The organism is Mycobacterium saskatchewanense (assembly GCF_010729105.1).
GTDB classification, from domain to species: domain Bacteria; phylum Actinomycetota; class Actinomycetes; order Mycobacteriales; family Mycobacteriaceae; genus Mycobacterium; species Mycobacterium saskatchewanense.
This window is the reverse complement of record NZ_AP022573.1, coordinates 178,315-196,512: the sequence shown is the minus strand read 5'-3', so window position 1 is coordinate 196,512 and position 18,198 is coordinate 178,315. Positions and strand designations below refer to the sequence as shown.

13 protein-coding genes and 2 pseudogenes are annotated in these 18,198 nt (G+C 69.2%); 6 read left to right on the top strand and 9 right to left on the bottom strand.

What is annotated here, in order from left to right; all coding sequences use genetic code 11:
* Positions 1-95: 95 nt before the first annotated feature.
* Positions 96-644 (top strand): hypothetical protein, encoded by a 549-nt coding sequence (locus tag G6N56_RS00985; RefSeq protein WP_085257100.1) that lies wholly within the window; start codon positions 96-98, stop codon positions 642-644.
* A 95-nt stretch (positions 645-739) separates the two neighbouring features.
* Here G6N56_RS00985 and G6N56_RS00980 read toward each other — a convergent pair whose 3' ends face one another.
* The 4 genes from G6N56_RS00980 to G6N56_RS00965 form a co-directional block, all read right to left on the bottom strand.
* The gene (locus tag G6N56_RS00980) at positions 740-1,555 is read right to left on the bottom strand and encodes a L,D-transpeptidase (protein WP_085257045.1); all 816 of its coding nucleotides are present in this window, start codon (positions 1,553-1,555) and stop codon (positions 740-742) included.
* A 156-nt stretch (positions 1,556-1,711) separates the two neighbouring features.
* Positions 1,712-3,139, bottom strand: a complete 1,428-nt coding sequence (locus tag G6N56_RS00975; RefSeq protein WP_085257044.1) for a phytoene desaturase family protein — start codon at positions 3,137-3,139, stop codon at positions 1,712-1,714.
* The gene (locus tag G6N56_RS00970) at positions 3,136-4,917 is read right to left on the bottom strand and encodes a DUF3556 domain-containing protein (protein ID WP_085257043.1); all 1,782 of its coding nucleotides are present in this window, start codon (positions 4,915-4,917) and stop codon (positions 3,136-3,138) included. The genes G6N56_RS00975 and G6N56_RS00970 overlap by 4 nt, the downstream gene beginning before the upstream one ends.
* Positions 4,918-4,992: 75 nt before the next feature.
* Positions 4,993-5,436 carry a hypothetical protein gene (locus G6N56_RS00965; protein ID WP_085257042.1) on the bottom strand — a complete coding sequence of 148 codons (444 nt, stop codon included), beginning with the start codon at positions 5,434-5,436 and terminating at the stop codon, positions 4,993-4,995.
* A 140-nt stretch (positions 5,437-5,576) separates the two neighbouring features.
* On the opposite strand from G6N56_RS00965, the gene G6N56_RS00960 reads away from it, so the two are divergent.
* The 5 genes and pseudogenes from G6N56_RS00960 to G6N56_RS00940 all read left to right on the top strand — a co-directional run bounded on the left by G6N56_RS00960 (position 5,577) and on the right by G6N56_RS00940 (position 11,669).
* On the top strand, positions 5,577-6,410 hold the full coding sequence (locus tag G6N56_RS00960) for a lysophospholipid acyltransferase family protein (protein WP_085257041.1): 834 nt from the start codon (positions 5,577-5,579) through the stop codon (positions 6,408-6,410).
* A 3-nt stretch (positions 6,411-6,413) separates the two neighbouring features.
* Entirely contained in the window at positions 6,414-8,036 is a 1,623-nt protein-coding gene (gene fadD12, locus G6N56_RS00955; RefSeq protein ID WP_085257040.1) for an acyl-CoA ligase FadD12, read from the top strand.
* Positions 8,033-9,280, top strand: coding sequence for an alpha/beta hydrolase (locus G6N56_RS00950; RefSeq protein ID WP_085257039.1), 1,248 nt, complete (start codon positions 8,033-8,035; stop codon positions 9,278-9,280). The genes fadD12 and G6N56_RS00950 overlap by 4 nt, the downstream gene beginning before the upstream one ends.
* Before the next feature lie 185 nt (positions 9,281-9,465).
* A pseudogene (locus tag G6N56_RS28510) lies at positions 9,466-10,271 on the top strand (DUF222 domain-containing protein); the annotation flags it as partial.
* Between the two features lie 252 nt (positions 10,272-10,523).
* The gene (locus G6N56_RS00940) at positions 10,524-11,669 is read left to right on the top strand and encodes a 3-ketosteroid-9-alpha-monooxygenase, oxygenase component (RefSeq protein WP_085257038.1); all 1,146 of its coding nucleotides are present in this window, start codon (positions 10,524-10,526) and stop codon (positions 11,667-11,669) included.
* Positions 11,670-11,797: 128 nt separating this feature from the next.
* Here the strand turns inward: G6N56_RS00940 and G6N56_RS00935 are convergent, their stop codons facing one another.
* From G6N56_RS00935 to uvrC, 5 genes and pseudogenes are all read right to left on the bottom strand, one after another.
* Positions 11,798-13,189, bottom strand: coding sequence for a WS/DGAT/MGAT family O-acyltransferase (locus G6N56_RS00935; protein ID WP_085257037.1), 1,392 nt, complete (start codon positions 13,187-13,189; stop codon positions 11,798-11,800).
* Between the two features lie 19 nt (positions 13,190-13,208).
* Positions 13,209-14,186, bottom strand: a complete 978-nt coding sequence (gene whiA / locus G6N56_RS00930) for a DNA-binding protein WhiA (protein ID WP_142280729.1) — start codon at positions 14,184-14,186, stop codon at positions 13,209-13,211.
* Positions 14,183-15,206, bottom strand: a pseudogene (gene yvcK / locus G6N56_RS00925) (uridine diphosphate-N-acetylglucosamine-binding protein YvcK). Before yvcK ends, whiA begins: the two are co-directional and overlap by 4 nt.
* Positions 15,203-16,114: an RNase adapter RapZ gene (gene rapZ / locus G6N56_RS00920; RefSeq protein WP_085257034.1), complete on the bottom strand. Its 912-nt coding sequence runs from the start codon at positions 16,112-16,114 to the stop codon at positions 15,203-15,205. The pseudogene yvcK and the gene rapZ overlap by 4 nt, the downstream one beginning before the upstream one ends.
* On the bottom strand, positions 16,111-18,078 hold the full coding sequence (gene uvrC, locus G6N56_RS00915; RefSeq protein WP_085257033.1) for an excinuclease ABC subunit UvrC: 1,968 nt from the start codon (positions 18,076-18,078) through the stop codon (positions 16,111-16,113). The genes rapZ and uvrC overlap by 4 nt, the downstream gene beginning before the upstream one ends.
* Positions 18,079-18,198 lie beyond the last annotated feature (120 nt).

Below are 18,198 nucleotides of genomic sequence, written 5' to 3'. Positions count from 1 at the left end.
GGCCCTACATTCGACACGAAGCGCGGTACGGCTGTGCGGAAACTGCTGCACCGATTGATCGCCCACATACGAAAGTGCTGAAGGAGTCGACGTTCATGACCGTCTTTGATCGGTTGAACATCAAAGTAGGTGCCATCGCCGGATTGTGCGGGGCCGCTGCTGTGGCGTTGAGCCCCGACGCGGCCGCCGCCCCGCTGAAAACCGGCGGTTACGCGTGCATGCAAGGGCAGGCGGGCGACATCGCGGCGCCGGTGGCCGGCGGACCCGGGTTGGCCGGCGGAGCAGCGGCTGCCGGCGCTGCGGGAGCGGCCGCGCCGGTGTGCACGGCCGGCGCTCCGGTCACCGACATGGCCGGTGTTCCCCTCGCCGTTCCCGGCCCGATCCCCGTGGTCCCGGCGGGTGTCCCCCTGATTCCGCTCGGGCCGCCCATACCGCCCGTGCCGGTGCCACTGGCCGCGCCCCCACTCCCGATCGTGCCGGCCGGCGCCCCCCTGGTCGCGCTGGCAGGCGGCCCCCTGGACGGCGTGCCGGCCGGCGCCCCGATCATCGACATGGCCGGCACGGCCAAGGACGCGCCGACCGGTCCGCCGCCCGCGGGCGGCCCCGTTCCCGGTCAGCCGTTGCCCGCCGGGCCCGGTCACTGACGGACCGATCCGCTTCCGAACGAATCGGACCCGCTGGGCAAATCCCAGCGGGTCCTTTTCGTATCCGTTTCGTCGTAGGCCCGGCTATTCGTGGGCTATTCCTCCACGATCACGGGGTCGCCGATGTTGACCGTGTTGAAGTACCACTCCGCGTCGGCGGGGCTGAGGCTGATGCAGCCGTGGCTGACGTTCTCCAGCCCGAGCGAATTGATGGCCCACGGGGCCGAATGAACGAAAAGGCCGTGGCCGGTGATCCGTACGGCGTAATCCACCGGGATCCGGTAGCCGTCGGGATCATCGACGGGGATCCCGACGCTGCTCGAGTCCATGATTATCGTGCGTTCCTTGGACAGCACCGTGTAAGAGCCGACCGGCGTCGGGTATTCGGGCCTACCCATCGAGGCGGGCAGCACGCCCTCTTCTCCCCAGTGCGGGCGGTGGTGCGGCGCCGGGAGTGAAGGCGGCGGCCCCGCGTCGACCCCGTCCACGCTCACCCGGAACGTGTGCTCCGAGATGCTGGCCACGCCCACCACGGCCGGGCCCGTCTCGAAGCTGGTGGCCAGGCCACCCACCGAAAGGGCTACCGTCCCGTGCGCGGGCCAGAACCGGTCGGGAACCCACTGCACCACGTCGTTGGCGAGCCATTCGAACTTGCCCGTCATCGCGGGCACCGATCGGACGTCAAGGGCGCGTTCGGCGGCGTGCCGGCTGGCCGCATTGGCCATGGGCTCCCCGAACTTCACGACCACGGGGTGCGCCACACCCACGACCGCGCCCGACGCCGGTAGCACCGACGAGATCGCCGACCCATACGACTGGTTCGCCGCCGCCAGGTTCACCCCGGCCGGCTTTGCCACCACGCTGGCACCGATCACGCTCACCGCAAGAAGACACCGCACAACCGCACGCATGGCCCCAATTCCTGTTTACTGACGTCGTTAACTGACATCGTTGCAATAGTGATGGTATGGGGGCGTGACCTGCGGAACTCAAAGGGCGCGTTAGCAATTCGGTCAAGGGTGCGTCACGGTTCGGCCACGGCCGTTTGGACCGGCGGTACGGTGACGTCAGCGGTCGCCGCGCTTGCGCAGCCACCGTAACGCGGACTCGGCGGCGTAGTAGCCACACAACCCGTGAATGCCCGCGCCGGGCGGTGCGGACTGCGAACACAGATAGACACCCGGCACGCCGAGCGTGTACGGGTTGACGGCGATCCGGGGGCGGAAGAGGACCTGCAACCGGTCGTTGGCGCCGCCGATGATGTCCCCGCCGATGAAGTTGGGGTTGTACGCCTCCAGGTCGGCGGTGCCCCTGCTGACGGTCGCCACCACGCGGTCGCGGAAACCCGGCGCAAACCGCTCGATCTGGTCCACGACGGCGACGGTGGCATCTCCGGTGTAGCCGAACGGCACGTGCGCGTACGCCCAGATCGGGTTGATGTTCCCCGCCGAGCGCGACGGGTCGGCCAGGTACTGCTGCCCGACGAGCACGAACGGCCGCTCGGCCATCTTGCCTTGGGCCCGTTGACGTTCCGTACCGGCGACCTCGGCGAACCTGCCGCCGAGGTGCACGGTGCCGGCACGGCCGCAGTCCGGGTTCGTCCAGGGAATATGGCCCTCGATGGCGAAGTCGACCTTGAAGGCCGACGACCCTTCGCGGTAGCGGCGGTAGGACCGCTTGATGAGGGCGGGCATCGCGTCGCCGTAGATCCGCAGCGCCGCGGCGGGACTGAGATCGAGCATGACGAGGTCGGCGTCGGGGATGTCCTTGCGCCCGGTGACGGTGACTCCCGTGGTCACCGTGCCGCCGTGTTCCTCGAGGGCCTTGCCGAGGGCACCGGTGATTGATCCCGATCCCCCCTCGGCGACGGCCCACCCGTAGCGGTGCCCGCCACCCAGGAACATCAGGCCGAGCGACGCCGTCAGCGGCCGGTCCAACCTCGTGAAGATATGCGCCGCAGCGCCTCCGAACACCGCGCGCGCCTGCTCGGTGCGAAACCAGCGGGCCATCACGGTGGCCGGCAGCACCGCCCGCGGCCCCAACGCGGCGAGCCGGATCGGGTGCCGCGGAACGTGCAGGACCGGCCGAAGCAGGTCTTCGGCCAGAGCGTCGAATCCCGCCGCCAGGTCCCCCACGGCGGCCCGCCACCGCGCGCCGTCCGGCCCCATCCGGGCCGCGGTCTCCTCCACGGACCGATACAGCACGCCGGCGGACCCATCGTCGAGCGGGTGCGCACAGTCGATCTCGGGCCACTTCCACACCAGCCCGTAGCGCTGGAGGTCGATCTCCTTCCAGAACGGCGAACCCACGCCCATCGGGTGCGCCGCCGAGCAGTGGTCGTGGATGACGCCGGGGACGGTGAGCTCGCCCGAGCGCGCTCCCCCGCCGATCGTGTCGCGCGCCTCGAGCACCTGGACGTCGACGCCCTGCCGGGCGAGGTGAATGGCCGCGGCCAGGCCGTTGGGCCCGGCGCCGACGACGACCGCGGTAGTCAACGCGGGCTACGTTGCGCCCGCGGCGATCGCGGGTGCGCGTCGCCGGTGGCCGTGGCGTGGACCGGTAACTCGTCGCCCGGTTCGGGCCACGGTTGCCGGGTCAGCATGTCCTTGACGTCGATGTATCCCCTCTCGATGACGCCGGCCTCGGCGTCGAGGATGCGGTACCACTGGCGCTGGATGTGGATCGGCTGGCCCTCGAGGACGATGACGCGGACGTCGCCGTCCTCGAAGTGGCACCGCCGTTGCACCGCTTCGAGGAGTTGCTCATTGTGCAGATGGCCCTCACCGAAGTTCCAGCCGACCAGGGGCCCGGCGACGATCTCGCCCTCCCGGATCTTGTAGTCCGCCTCGTCGTCGACCGCGCGGGGCAGCAGGGCGTTGAGCGCCCGGCCGTGCGCGTGCATCGCGCGGAACGCGGCCGTCTTGTCGGCCATGATCTCCGCGGTCTGCGGGTCGTAGAGCCGGGCCAGCTGGTTGACGACCAGCGCGGAGCTCTTGACGACGTCGGCGTCGATCTTCTCTTCGGCCCCCGCGCGGAAGCACCACACGCTGGTGGCCCAGTTGCCGGCGTAGTAGCGCATGGCGGGAAGAAACGAAATCTTCTCGGGGAACATGTTTCCCGCGATGACAATGGCGACCGCGACGATCACCAGCGCGAGCAGCAGGGGCGAGTGCAGGTCCGTCGCGCGGATCGAGCCGTAGTGCCCGAACAGATAGAACAGCGAGAAGATGAAGAAGACGTTCCACTCCAATGGGACACCCATCGGCAGGTTGGAAATGATGTTGAGGTGGAAGACCACCATGAACGCGATGAGGAACCACCGCCACGGGTGATCGCCGGCGAAGAAGACCAGCACCGTCGGCACCACGAATTCGGCGGTGGTGCCGCCGACGTGCGCCATCAGCTTCGGCAACCAGGAGGGGCGCAGGTCGTTGACGTGGTCCCGGTAGAGCATGCGCTTGATCGGGTTGAACAGCCGGGGTCGCAGCAGCGCGTTGTTGCTCGTCATCACCGCGACGACGTACGGGAAGTGGTGGTTGAGCTTGGACGTCGCCGCCCCCCACCACAGGCACAACATGATGATCTTGTAGGCCGCGATCTGGTCGGTGAACGGGAAGAAGAACACGAACAGCTTCAACCAGTAGTGTTCGCCGCGCGCGGCCAGGAAGATCGTCTTGTCGCGCAGGCCCAGCAGCGCGAGGGCGACGATCGTCGGGATGACCCGGACGGGGTCGATCAGGCCGACGTCCCCCGCCGCCGTGACGGGCCCGCCCCGACCAGGCGACAGCAGCGCCCACACCCCGCCGGCCAGCACGATCGCGTACAGCGCGACGTCCACAACGGTGCGGGTGTCCCCGGCGGTGAACGGAACCTTCCCGGGCCAGGCGGGCAGCCGAATCGTGTTGGGCCGCAACCAGTACAGGACGCCGCCGATCGGGGGCATGAACCGCCCCGTCAGGGGTCCGGAGCCGCAGCCCAACCCGAGGACCTCGAACAGCAGCGTGAAGACGATGACCTTCTGGTACACGATCGGCTGCGTCCACCAGTCGGCGATGTGGGCCAGCCCGCCGAGGCCGGGGGTCAGCGAGATGATCGCCGCGGGCACCGCGACATAGAGGCCGATCTTGAGCAGATAGAGGAGGTACACCGCATACGGTGTCCCGAAGCCGTGCTCGGCCCAGTGCCGCGTCACCACCCGCAGCCGCGTGGCCCGCGGCAGGGTGGGCCAGGTGTCAGGGTCGACGTCCGGTAGCTCCGGTGACATGAATCCCATGGTGGCCTCGCTCCAGTGAGAAACCAGTTCGCCAGTCCAACTTAGCCGCACCGCAACGGCGGCGGCCCGGGACGGTCACCGAACCGCGGACACCGCCCGGCGCGCGAGCGGGCCGCCGTCCCCGCGGGGAAATCGCCGGCGCAGCCGGTCGATCAGGCCGTCGACGGTCTGCCGGTCCCGCTCCTCGCCCAGCGCCAGGCGGCGGAACGTGCGGGCGCCCTCGGCGTCGCCCTTGATGTCGGCCGCGGCGATCGCCTTGCGGTATTCGTCGATCCGGTGGTCGATGAGGCGGCGATTCTGGGCGAGCAGCCGCAGGAAATAGTCGGCCTGCAAACGATCGGCCGCGTCGGCCGCGGCGGCATCGTCCGATGACAAGTCCGCGGGAGACGCGGTGTGGCCGGGCTCCGGGCGGACGATGACGGGGTGGGGCCCGAGCGCGGGCCGCTCGCAACCGGCATTGGCCCTGCGTGCGACACCCGATCGGGCGCTGTGCTCGTGAGTCAAACCTGCGAGTTCCATCGGTTCTCCTCACTCCAGCCGCGCGTCGGGCTTGGTAACAATAACGCTCGGGCCGGACCGGCACCATATGGTTCGCCGAGACGGGGTCAACCGTCTCGGCGACGGTGTTGCTGGCTAACATCGAGTGACTCGGCGCGGCAATGCGGCGGCGCCGGAGCCTCAAGGGGAGGACCGTGAGCGACACGCCAGACACCGGAGACATCGACAAATTCGACCCCGGCCTGACCCAACGCCTGATGGCCGTGATGCGCCCGGTCTTGAAGACCTACTTCCGTTCGGAGGTGCGTGGGCTGGAATCGTTTCCGCCCGGGGGGGCGCTGGTCGTCGGCAACCATTCGGGCGGCATGTTCCCGATGGACGTGCCGATCTTCAGCGCCCACTTCTACGAGAAGTTCGGCTACGGCCGGCCGGTGTACACGCTGAGTCACGACATCCTGATGACGGGCCCCACCGCGCAGCTCTTCCGGCGCACTGGGTACATCCGCGCCAACCGGGAGAACGCGGCCCGGGCGCTCCGGTCCGGCGGCGTGGTCATCGTCTTTCCCGGCGGCGACTACGACGCCTATCGGCCCACCCTCGCCGAGAACGTCATCGACTTCAATGGCCGCAAGGGATACGTCAAGACCGCGATCGAGGCCGGCGTGCCGATCGTGCCCGCGGTGTCGATCGGCGGGCAGGAGACCCAGCTCTACCTGTCCCGCGGCACCTGGCTCGCCGAGCGGCTCGGGGTGAAGCGCCTGCTGCGCAGCGCGATCCTGCCGCTCTCGTTCGGCTTCCCCTTCGGCTTCAGCGCCGTGATCCCGCCCAACGTGCCGTTGCCCACCAAGATCGTGACGCAGGTGCTGGAACCGATCGACATCGCGCGCTTCGGTGACGAACCGGACGTCGACGAGGTCGACGCGCATGTGCGGTCGGTGATGCAGCAGGCCCTCAACGAGCTGGCCGCCAAGCGCCGCTTCCCGATCCTGGGCTGACACATGGCATCCCGTATCAGTGAGGCCGTCGGGCTCATCACCACCTTGAGGCGCGCGGGCGTGCTGGCGCCGATGCGGCCCGACCGCTATCTCAAGATCGCCGCGGCCATGCGCCGCGAGGGGCTGGGCATGACCGTCGGCTTCGCCAGCGCGGCGCAGCGCTGCCCCGACCGGCCGGCCCTGGTCGACGAACTCGGCACGCTCACCTGGCGCGAGCTGGACGAGCGCATCGACGCGCTGGCCGCCGCGCTGCAGAAATCGCCTGCGGGCCAACCGAACGCGGTCGGCGTCATGTGCCGCAACCACCGCGGTTTCGTGGAGGCGGTGGTGGCCGCCAACCGGATCGGTTCCGACGTCGTCCTGCTCAACACGTCGTTCGCCGGGCCGGCGCTGGCCGACGTGGTGAATCGCGAGGGCGTGGACACGGTCATCTACGACGAGGAGTTCACCGAGACGGTGGAGCGCGCACTCGCCGACAAGCCCGACGCCACCCGCATCGTGGCCTGGGCCAACGATCAGCACGAAGTGACGGTGGAGCGGCTCATCAAGGAGCACCTCGGGCAACGGCCGGAACGCGCCGGCCGCAAGGGCAAGATGATCCTGCTCACCTCCGGTACGACAGGAAGCCCCAAGGGGGCCAACCAGTCTGGCGGCAATGCCGGGGTGGGCACGCTCAAGGCGATCCTGGACCGCACGCCGTGGCGCACCGAGGAGCCCGTCGTGATCGTGGCCCCGATGTTCCACGCCTGGGGCTTTTCGCAGCTGATCTTCGCCGCGTCCATGGCCTGCACGGTGATCACCCGGCGCAAGTTCGACCCGGAGGCGACCCTGGACCTCGTCGACCGGCACCGGGCGACGGGCCTCGCCGTCGTCCCGGTGATGTTCGACCGCATCATGGAACTGCCCGACGAGGTCCGAAAGCGGTACAGCTGCAAGTCATTGCGGTTCGCCGCCGCCTCCGGGTCACGGATGCGTCCCGATGTCGTCATCAAGTTCATGGACGAGTTCGGCGACGTCATCTACAACAACTACAACGCCACCGAGGCGGGCATGATCGCCACCGCCACCCCGGAGGACCTGCGTGCCGCGCCCGACACCGCGGGCCGGCCGGCCGGCGGAACCGAGATCCGCATCCTGGACAAGGACTTTCACGAGTTGCCGACCGGCGAGGTCGGCACCATCTACGTGCGCAACGACACCCAGTTCGACGGCTACACCTCGGGCGCCACCAAAGACTTCCACGCCGGCTTCATGTCGTCGGGCGACGTCGGTTACCTCGACGAAGACGGCCGCTTGTTCGTCGTCGGCCGCGACGACGAGATGATCGTCTCCGGCGGCGAGAACGTCTACCCCATCGAGGTGGAGAAGACCCTGGCCGCGCACCCCGACGTGGCGGAGGCCGCGGTGATCGGCGTGGACGACGAGCAGTACGGCCAGCGGCTGGCGGCGTTCGTGGTGTTGAGCCCGGGCGCTTCGGCGACCGTCGACTCCCTCAAACAACACGTGCGCGAGAACCTGGCCAACTACAAGGTGCCGCGCGAGATCGCCATCCTCGACGAACTCCCCCGCGGCAGCACCGGCAAGATCCTGCGCAACGAGCTGCAGGCCAATGTGAGCGGCTCGTGACCCCGAGGCCACTGCTCCGCGCCGCGGTCGAACTCGCCAACGCCGCCAACGGGTTACGACCGCTGGCGCGGAAGGGCTACACCACCGTCCTGGTGTTCTGGTTCGGTTGGCCGACGTCGGAGGTGCCGGGGGTCTACTTCTCCGTCTCGCTGCTGGACGCGCTGCGGCGCGCGCGGCGGGGGCACTTCGCCGGGCGGCGGGGCAAGGCCGCGCTGGGCATGACCGTGGCGTCGTGGGCGATCCTCGGGCTGATCCGCTACCGCGGCGTCACCACGCCGGGGCCCGTGCTGGAAGCGGGGCTGCGCGAGCAGCTGGGCCCGGACTACGCGAACGAGATCGCCGACCTGCCCACGCAACCGACCCGCAGCGGGCGGCGCAGCCTGCCGCTGAGCAACACCGTGGCGCGCCGCCGCTACGTCGAGAAAACCAACGTCGTGTCCTACGGGCCGCACGGCCGCGCCAACCTCGCCGACATCTGGCGCCGCCGCGACCTGCCGCGCGACGCCAAGGCCCCGGTGCTGCTGCAGGTGCCCGGCGGCGCCTGGATGATCGGGATGCGCCGCCCGCAGGCCTATCCGCTGATGAGCCACCTGGCCGCCCGCGGCTGGGTGTGCGTGTCGATCGGCTACCGCGTCTCCCCCGTGCACACCTGGCCCGACCACATCGTCGACGTCAAGCGGGCGCTGGCCTGGGTGAAGGAGAACATCTCCCGCTACGGCGGTGATCCCGAATTCGTCGCGATCACCGGCGGCTCGGCCGGCGGTCACCTGTCCGCGCTGGCGGCCCTGACCCCGGGCGACCCCAAGTTCCAGCCGGGCTTCGAGGATGCCGACACCTCCGTGGTCGCCGCGGTCCCGGTTTACGGGCGTTACGACTGGTTCTCCACGCGCGGCGAGGGCCGCCCGGAATTCATCGGCCTGCTCGAAAGACTCGTCGTGAAAAGGAAATACGCCACCCACCGGCACGTCTACATCGACGCCTCGCCGATCCGCCAGCTGCACGCCGACGCGCCGCCCTTCTTCGTGCTGCACGGCCGCGACGACTCGCTGATCCCGGTCGGCGAGGCCCAAGAGTTCGTCGACGAACTGCGCGCAGTGTCGAAGTCCCCCGTCGCCTACGCCGAATTGCCCAATGCGCAACACGCTTTCGACATCTTCAGTTCCCCGCGGGCGCATCGGTCGGCGGAGGCCGTCGCGCGCTTCCTGTCGTGGGTGTACGCGACGAACCCGCCCGCGCGCGACTAGGGCCTGTGTGTGGCAAACATCGGATCTGGTGCGTCGCGCTGATACCCGGCGTCGGGGGTCTGCTGGCATCTCGGATGCATGACGGCGGCGCTGCGGCCGTCGGATCTCCGTAATCCATGTGTCACTTGTACTTCAATGGTCAAATTCCGGCTGTTTTTGTCGGGGGTGTTCGTAGATTCCGAGGCATGGGCGCGAATAGCCGTGAGGACGTCGTCGAGGTCTTCGACGCGCTCGATGACGACGTAAACCGCCTGTGCGAGCTGTCTTTCGACGTGCTCACCACCCCGGAGCGGTTGCGCGCTCTGGAGCGCCTGGAACGCGTGGCCCGCCGGCTGCGCGCGCCCCAGCACGCGTTGATCAATCAGCCCGGGGCGCAGGCCAGCGCCGAGGAGCAGGGCGGCTCGTGGCGCTCGGGGCTGGCCGACCGGCTGCGCATCACCAAGGCGGAGGCCGGGCGGCGCATCGAGGAAGCCCAGGATCTCGGGGAGCGCCGGGCGTTGACCGGCGAGCCGTTGGCGCCGCGGCTGAGCGCGACCGCCGCCGGGCAACGCGAGGGACTCGTCGGCGATGGGCACGTACCCGGCAGGCCGCCGAAGCCGATCTGGCCGGCAAGGCCGCCGGATACCGACCCGACGAGCTGGCCAAGTACGCCCGGCGGATCATGGATTGGCTGCACCCCGACGGCCAATTCGGCGACGCCGAGCGGGTCCGCAAACGCGGAATGACGCTGGGCAAACAGGACTTCGACGGCATGTCACCCATCAGCGGCCTGGTCACCCCGGAGTTGCGGGCCGCCATCGAGGCCGTACTGGCCAGGCTCGCTGCGCCCGGGGCGTGCAACCCCGACGACGAAACCCCGGTGGTCGACGCGACACCCGACGAGGACGCCGTGCGGCGCGACACCCGATCCGCGGCCCAGCGCAACCACGACGCGTTCCTCGCCGGGTTGCGCGGCCTGCTTGCCTCCGGGGAACTGGGCTCACACAACGGCCAAACCGAATGGCTACCGCCACCACACCTCGACCACGGACAACCCAGAACCAACAGCTACCACCACCCGGAAAGGTTCGTACACGGCGAAGGAGACGATGACTCCGGCTGAGCTGAGCTGACCTGCATTAAGCGCATTAACTAGGGCCATAAGTCACAAAAGTAGTGGCCTTAGCCTGCATGTATGCCCGCGCCATAAGCGCAAAACTATAACGTGTTCTAGTTCGACCCGGTGAGCGACTGGAGGCGCGAAGTGACCATCGATACCGCTGGGATCGGCGTCCGCGAGATCGACGTCGGAACGCTGCCTACCCGGTATGCCCGCGGCTGGCACTGCCTGGGCGTCGTCAAGGATTTCCTCGACGGCGAGCCGCATCCGGTCAACGTCTTCGGCACCAAGCTCGTCGTCTTCGCCGACACCGAAGGCAACCTGCACGTGCTCGACGCGTACTGCAGGCACATGGGCGGGGACCTGTCGCAGGGCGTGGTCAAGGGCGATACCGTTGCCTGCCCGTTTCACGACTGGCGATGGGGCGGCGACGGCAGGTGCAAACAGGTGCCGTACGCCAGGCGCACACCCCGAATGGCACGCACCCGCTCGTGGCCCGTCGAGGTGCACAACGGTCTGTTGTTCGTCTGGCACGACCACGAGGGCAAACCGCCGGCACCGGAGTTACAGATCCCCGACATCCCCGAGGCGGCGAGCGACGCCTGGACCGAATGGCGCTGGCGCAGCCAGCTGATCGAGGGTTCCAACTGTCGCGAGATCATCGACAACATCGTCGACATGGCGCACTTCTTCTACATCCACTACGGCTTCCCGACCTACTTCAAGAACGTCTTCGAGGGCCATATCGCGTCCCAGTACCTGCGCACCGTCGGCCGGCCCGACGTGCTGCTCGGCGGTTCGCACTACACCGGTGAACAAACCCTGGATTCCGAGGCCTCCTATTTCGGCCCTTCATTCATGATCAACTGGCTGCACAACAGCTACGGCGGGTACAAAGTCGAATCGATCCTCGTCAACTGTCACTATCCCGTCACGCAGAACTCCTTCATGCTCCAGTGGGGCATCATCGTGAAAAAGCCCGAGGGCATGGACGAGGCCGCCACCGAGAACCTGTCCAAAGCGTTCACCGAGGGCGTCAGCATGGGGTTCCTGCAGGACGTCGAGATCTGGAAGAGCAAGACCCGAATCGAGAACCCGCTGCTGGTGGAAGAGGATGGCCCGGTGTATCAGCTGCGTCGCTGGTATCAACAGTTCTATCTGGACGCCGCCGACGTCACGCCACAGATGACCGACCGCTTCGAGTATGAGGTCGACACCACCACGGCGAACAAGCAATGGCAGACCGAGGTGAAAGACAATCTGCGACCCAAAGTGGCGCAGCCCCAATAAGATTCATCAGCCCACTCAGTGCACGACGGGGCACTTACCGGCGAGTCAGACCAGCGTGCCGCCGGCCGCCGTCGGCACTGGGGCGCAGGGTCCCCATTTCGCGACCGCGAATGCGAGCGGTCCCTGGCTCAGCCCCGCGCGACCGCCTTCTCCAGTTCGGTGAGCGCGGGCTCGATGCCGTCAGCCATGTCGTCGATGTCGTTGGCCACCTCGGGGGTGGTGACGAACCCGAAGTCCAGGGAGTCCTGATAGGAGAAGCAGGTGATGTTCAGCGCGACGTCCATGACCGGGGGGCCGAGCGGCACCAGGGACTCGAGCTTGGCGCCGGCCATGTACAGCGGAAACGGCGGGCCGGGCACGTTGGACACCACCAGGTTGATGGGGGCCAGGTTTCGCGACAACCCGCTGGCCGTGTACGCGCGGGCCGCCAACTGCAGCAGCCCCGGCGGCGTTGTCTCCGTGAGCCCCATGATCTGATGCGCCGACAACGCCTTGGCCATCTCCTTGGCGCTCTTCGTGCTGTCGTGGATGGCGCGCAGCCGCTCGGCCGCGTCGTCGATGTGGGTCGCCAGGGTCACCGTCATGGAGCTGACGTTGTTGCCGACGTCGCTCTGGCTGTCGTCGGTCCGGGTCGAGACGGGTATCTGCGCGATGAGCGGCTTGCTCGGCAATTCGCCTCGCCTGTCCAGGTATTCGCGCGCGGCACCGGCCACCAGGGCGAGCACGACGTCGTTGAGCTTGACCCCGAAGTGGTCCTTGACCGCCTTCACGCGCGCCAGCTCCACCCGGCAACCGCAGACGCGGCGGTGCGGCGACACCGGCGCGTTGAATCGGGTGACCGGCGCCTCGAAGTAGCCCGGCGGCCTGCTGCGGATCCCGAGCGTGGCGATCTGCTGGCGCAGCGTCTGCTCGACGAGCCGCGCGACGCGAAACGGTGTCTTGATGCCGATGTTGATGAGCGCCCCGATCGCGCGCCGCTCCAGGCCCGGCAATTGGAGGCCGGCGAGCGATCCGACCGCCTCCTCGGTCGAGGGCGGGCGGGGTTGCGGGTCGACGTCGAACAGGATTTCGGCCAGCCCGGCGCCGGAGACGCCGTCGACGATGGCGTGATGCATCTTCGTCAACGAGGCGATCCGGCCCCCCTCGACACCCTCGATGACCCACATCTCCCAGAGCGGCCGGGAGCGGTCCAGCTTGTAGGACATCAGCCGCCCGACGAGCTCCTCGAGTTCGCGCCGCCCGCCCGGCGCGGGCACCCCGATGCGGCGGATGTGGAAGTCGATGTCCAGTTCTTCGTCCTCGACGAACCAGGGCCGGTCCAGCCCGAGCGGCGCCCCGGTGACCCGCCACCGCAGCTGCGGCAGTTCGGGAAGCCGCTCCTCGATCAGTTCCCGGACGCGCTGAAAGCTGTAGTCGGGCGCGTCGCTCGGATCGCAGATCGCCAGTGCGCCCACGTGCATGTGCCAGCCCGCGGTCTCGGCCGACCAGAACGCCGCATCAACACTCGATAGCCGCTTCATCCCCCGACCGTAGCCCCCGTCAGGCATCCTCCAACAGGTCTGGGGTGACCGCCGATTCGGTGTCCGGGATGCCGTCGACCTTGGCCTTTCGGTCCGCCATCGACAGCAGGCGCCGGATCCGGCCCGCCACAGCGTCTTTCGTCATCGGTGGGTCGGCGAGCCGGCCCAGCTCCTCCAGCGACGCCTGCCGGTGCTCGACGCGCAGCTTGCCGGCCGTCGCCAGATGATCCGGCACGGTATCGCCGAGGATCTCCAGCGCACGCTCCACCCGGGCGGCCGCGGCGACGGCTGCGCGCGCCGAGCGGCGCAGGTTCGCGTCGTCGAAGTTGGCGAGCCGGTTGGCCGTCGCGCGGACCTCGCGCCGCATGCGGCGCTCCTCCCAGACCAGCCGGGTGTCCTGGGCACCCATCCGGGTCAGCAGGGCCCCGATCGCCTCCCCGTCGCGCACCACCACCCGGTCGGCGCCGCGCACCTCGCGGGCCTTCGCGCTCACCCCGAGGCGCCGCGCCGCGCCCACCAATGCCAGCGCCGCCTCGGGTCCCGGGCAGCTGACCTCCAGGGCCGACGACCGCCCCGGCTCGGTCAGCGAGCCGTGCGCCAAAAAGGCTCCGCGCCAAGCGGCTTCGGCGTCGGCGACGCTGCCGCCGACGACCTGGGCCGGCAGGCCCCGCACAGGGCGACCCCGGTTGTCCAGCAGGCCGGTCTGCCGCGCCAGCGCCTCCCCGTCGTTGGCCACCCGCAGCACGTAACGGGTCGTCTTACGAATTCCGCTGGCCGACAACACGTGCACGACGGCGTTGTACCCGTAGAGCTCGAAGATGTCCTTGCGCAGGCGCCGCGCGATGTTGCCCAGGTCGACCTCCGCCTCGACGACCACCCGGCCCCCGACGATGTGCAGCCCGCCCGCGAACCGCAGCAGGGACGTGACCTCCGCCCGACGCGCGCTGACCGACTTCACCACCAGGCGGCTCAGTTCGTCCTTGACCTCGGTCGTCATCGCCACGCGTCGTCACCCCTTACTTTCACCGTCGACCCGAATCTCCGCGGTGGCGGTGACCGGGGGCGCCCCCGCGCCCTGATGGCCCGCCAGCACCCCGTCCAGGGCCGCCGCGAGCTTGCCCGGATCATGTAAAGGTGTACCAGGTCGGGACACGTCGGCGAAGTGGACTTCGGCTTGTAGCACCGTCGCGGTGCGGCGCAGTTGCTCGCGCTCCCGTTCGCCCGGCACCCGTTCGGCGTCGATGATGATGTCGTGCACGGTGAATCCCGGGGCGTGCTGCGCCAGCACGTGCAGGTGACGCTCCACCGAGAAGCCGGCCGTCTCCCCCGGCTCGGCCACCAGGTTGAGCACCAGCGCGCGCCGGGCGGTGGTGGCCCGCAGCGCCGCCGCCAGCCCCGGCACCATGACGTGCGGGATGACGCTGGTGAACCACGAGCCCGGCCCGAGCACCACCAGGTCGGCGGCCATGATGGCATCGACGGCCTGTCGGGTCGCCGGCGGGTTGGGCGGGAGCAGGCGCACCCGCCGCACCTTGCCCGGCGTCGTGGCGACGGCCACCTGGCCGCGGATCAGCCGGAAGATCCGCGGGTCGGCCTCCAGGCCCGACACGTCGGCCTCGATCTCCAGGGCGACCGGGCACATCGGCAGCACCCGGCCCTTGACGCCGAGGATCCGACCGAGTTCGTCCAGTGCGGCGACCGGGTCGGCCAGCACCTCGGACAGGCCGGCCAGCATCAGGTTGCCGATCGGGTGACCGGCCAGGGCGCCGTTGCCGCCGAACCGGTGTTGCAGGATGGTCGCCCACAGCCGCCCGTGCGGACTGTCGGATGCCAACGCCGCCAACGCCATTCGCAGGTCGCCCGGCGGCACCACGTCCAGCTCGCTGCGCAGCCGGCCCGACGAGCCGCCGTCGTCGGCGACCGTGACCACGGCCGTGACATGGGGCGTCAGCCGGCGCGCCGCGGACAGCGTCGCGTACAGGCCGTGCCCACCACCGAGCGCGACGATGCCCGTCATTCGCGGCCCAGGTCCCGGTGCAGCACCCGCACCCCCAGCCGCGGATTGCCCTGCAGCAGCCGCATCAACGCCTCGGCGATGGCGACGCTGCGGTGCTTGCCGCCGGTGCAGCCGATGGCGACCGTCATGTAGCGCTTGCCCTCCCGGCGGTATCCGTCGACGACCAGAGACAGCAGTCGATGGTAGGCGTCGAGGAACTCCGCCGCGCCGGGCTGGCCCAGAACGTAGTCGCGCACCGCCGGGTGCTGACCGGTGAGGGGGCGCAACTCGTCCACCCAGTGCGGGTTAGGCAGGAACCGCACGTCCATCACCATGTCGGCGTCCATCGGCAGGCCGTACTTGAACCCGAAGGACTCCACCGTGACGCTGGTGGTCGCGCCGGCTTCGCCCCCGAACGCGCGCTCGATGCTCTCCCGCAGCCCGCGCACCGACAGCGTCGAGGTGTCGATGATCAGGTCGGCGGTCGCCCGGACCGGGGCCAGCATCCTGCGCTCGGCGGCGATGCCCTCGGCGAGGGTCTGCTCCCCCTGCAGCGGGTGGCTGCGCCGGTTCTGCTCGTACCGGCGCACCAGCATGTCGTCGGAGGCCTCCATGAACACCACGCGCGGGGTGATGTTGCGGGTGGCGAGCTCGGTGCGCACCGAGTCCAGGTCACCGGTGAAGCCGCGCGACCGCACGTCCATCACCACCGCCAGCTGCGTGATCCGCGATCCGGCCGCCAGGCCGAAGTCCACCATGCGGGTGATGAGCTGGGGCGGCAGGTTGTCGGCCACGTACCAGCCCAGGTCCTCGAGGACCTTGGCCGCCGTACCCCGCCCGGCCCCCGACAACCCCGTCACCAGCACGACGTCGATGTCGGCCGCGGTGTCAGCCGGACGGTCCTCGGCCACGTCGCCCCGACCCGTCATTCGGAGCCTCCGGCGGCCGCGGGTTGCTCGGGGCGCAGCGCCTCGAGGACCGCCGCGGCGGTTGCCACGCCGATCCCCGGGACGGCGGTGATTTGCTCGACGGTGGCCTCCTTGAGGCGGGCTATCGATCCGAAATGCGTTACCAACGCCTTGCGGCGATGTTCTCCCAATCCTGGCACCGAATCGAGCACCGATGCGGTCATTCGCTTGGATCGCTTGCTGCGATGGTAGGCGATCGCGAACCGGTGCGCCTCGTCACGCACCCGCTGCAGCAGGTACAGGCCCTCGCTGTTGCGCGGCATGATGATGGGGTCCGGCTCGGACGGCACCCATACTTCCTCCAGCCGCTTGGCCAGGCCGATGACCGCGACGTCGGTGATGCCCAGCTCCTCGAGGACCGCGCTGGCCGCGTTGACCTGTGGCGCGCCGCCGTCGACTACGTACAGGTTGGGCGGGTAGGCGAACCGGCGGGACTTCCCTTCCGGGGAAAGCATTTTGGGGTCGTTGTGATCGCTCAAGTGGCGCTGGAAGCGCCGGCGGGTCACCTCGGCGATGGAGGCGACGTCGTCCGAGCGCCCCTGACCGGCGGCTTCCCGGATGCCGAAGTGCCGATAGTCGGACTTGCGCGGCAGGCCGTCCTCGAACACCACCAACGAGCCCACCACGTCGGTGCCCTGCACGTGGCTGATGTCGACGCACTCGATGCGCAGCGGAGCCTCGGCCAGCCCCAGGGCGTCCTGGATGTTCTGCAGCGCAGCCGATCTGGCGTTGAAGTCGCCGGCGCGCTTCAGCTTGTGTTGCTGCAGCGCCTCTTTCGCGTTGCGCTGCACGGTTTCGGCCAGCGCGCGCTTGTCGCCGCGCCGCGGCACCCGTAATGCCACCCGTGAGCCGCGCAGGCCCGACAACCAGGCGGTGAGCTCCTCGGAGTTCGAGGGCAGGCACGGCACCAGGACCTCCCGGGGCACCGGGTTGGCGGATTCGTCGGCAGCGCCACCGTCGGCAGCGCCCCCCAATTCGGCCTGCTCGCCGTAGAACTGGGTCAGGAACTGCTCGACCAGCCGCTCCTCCCCCGACTCCCCCGGGTCGCCGGACTTCTCGACGATCCAGCCGCGCTGACCTCGCACCCGGCCCCCGCGGACGTGGAACACCTGTACCGCCGCCTCCAGGTCGTCGTCGGCGAAGGCCACCACGTCGGCGTCGGTGCCGTCGCCGAGCACCACGGCCTGCTTCTCCATCGCTCGCTTCAGGGCGCCGAGGTCGTCGCGCAGTCGGGCGGCCCGTTCGAAGTCCAGGCGTTCGGCGGCGGCGTTCATCTGCTGTTCCAGCTCGCGGGCAAACCTGTCGGTCTTGCCCGACAAGAAGTCGCAGAAGTCATCCACGATCTGCCGGTGCTGTTCGGCGCTGACCCGGCCCACGCAGGGCGCCGAGCACTTGTCGATGTAGCCGAGCAGGCACGGCCGGTCGATCTGCTTGTGGCGCTTGAACACTCCGTTCGAGCACGTCCGCGCCGGGAAGACCCGCGTCAGCAGGTCCAGCGTCTCGCGGATGGCCCACGCGTGCGAGTACGGCCCGAAGTAGCGCACCCCCTTGCGCCTCGGGCCCCGATAGACCATCAGCCGGGGAAACTCCTCGTTGAGGGTCACGGCCAGCACCGGATACGACTTGTCGTCGCGGTATCGGACGTTGAAACGCGGATCGAATTCCTTGATCCAGTTGTACTCGAGCTGCAACGCCTCGACTTCGGTGTTGACCACCGTCCACTCGACCTTGGCCGCGGTGGTCACCATCTGCCGGGTCCGCGGGTGCAGGCCCGCGATGTCGGCGAAGTACGACGTCAGCCGGCTGCGCAGGCTCTTGGCCTTGCCGACGTAGATGACGCGCCCGTGCGAGTCCCGGAACCGGTAGACGCCCGGCTCGACCGGGATGGACCCGGGCGCAGGGCGATACGTGGCGGGATCTGGCACGTACCCAGGTTAGTAGTTGCTCAACGACGGCGAACCGGCGCTGGAAGGGTGGCGGTCCGGTTACCCGCTGCGCATTGCCGTCGACACTGATATGAATTGGCCATCAGGTCGTACCGAACG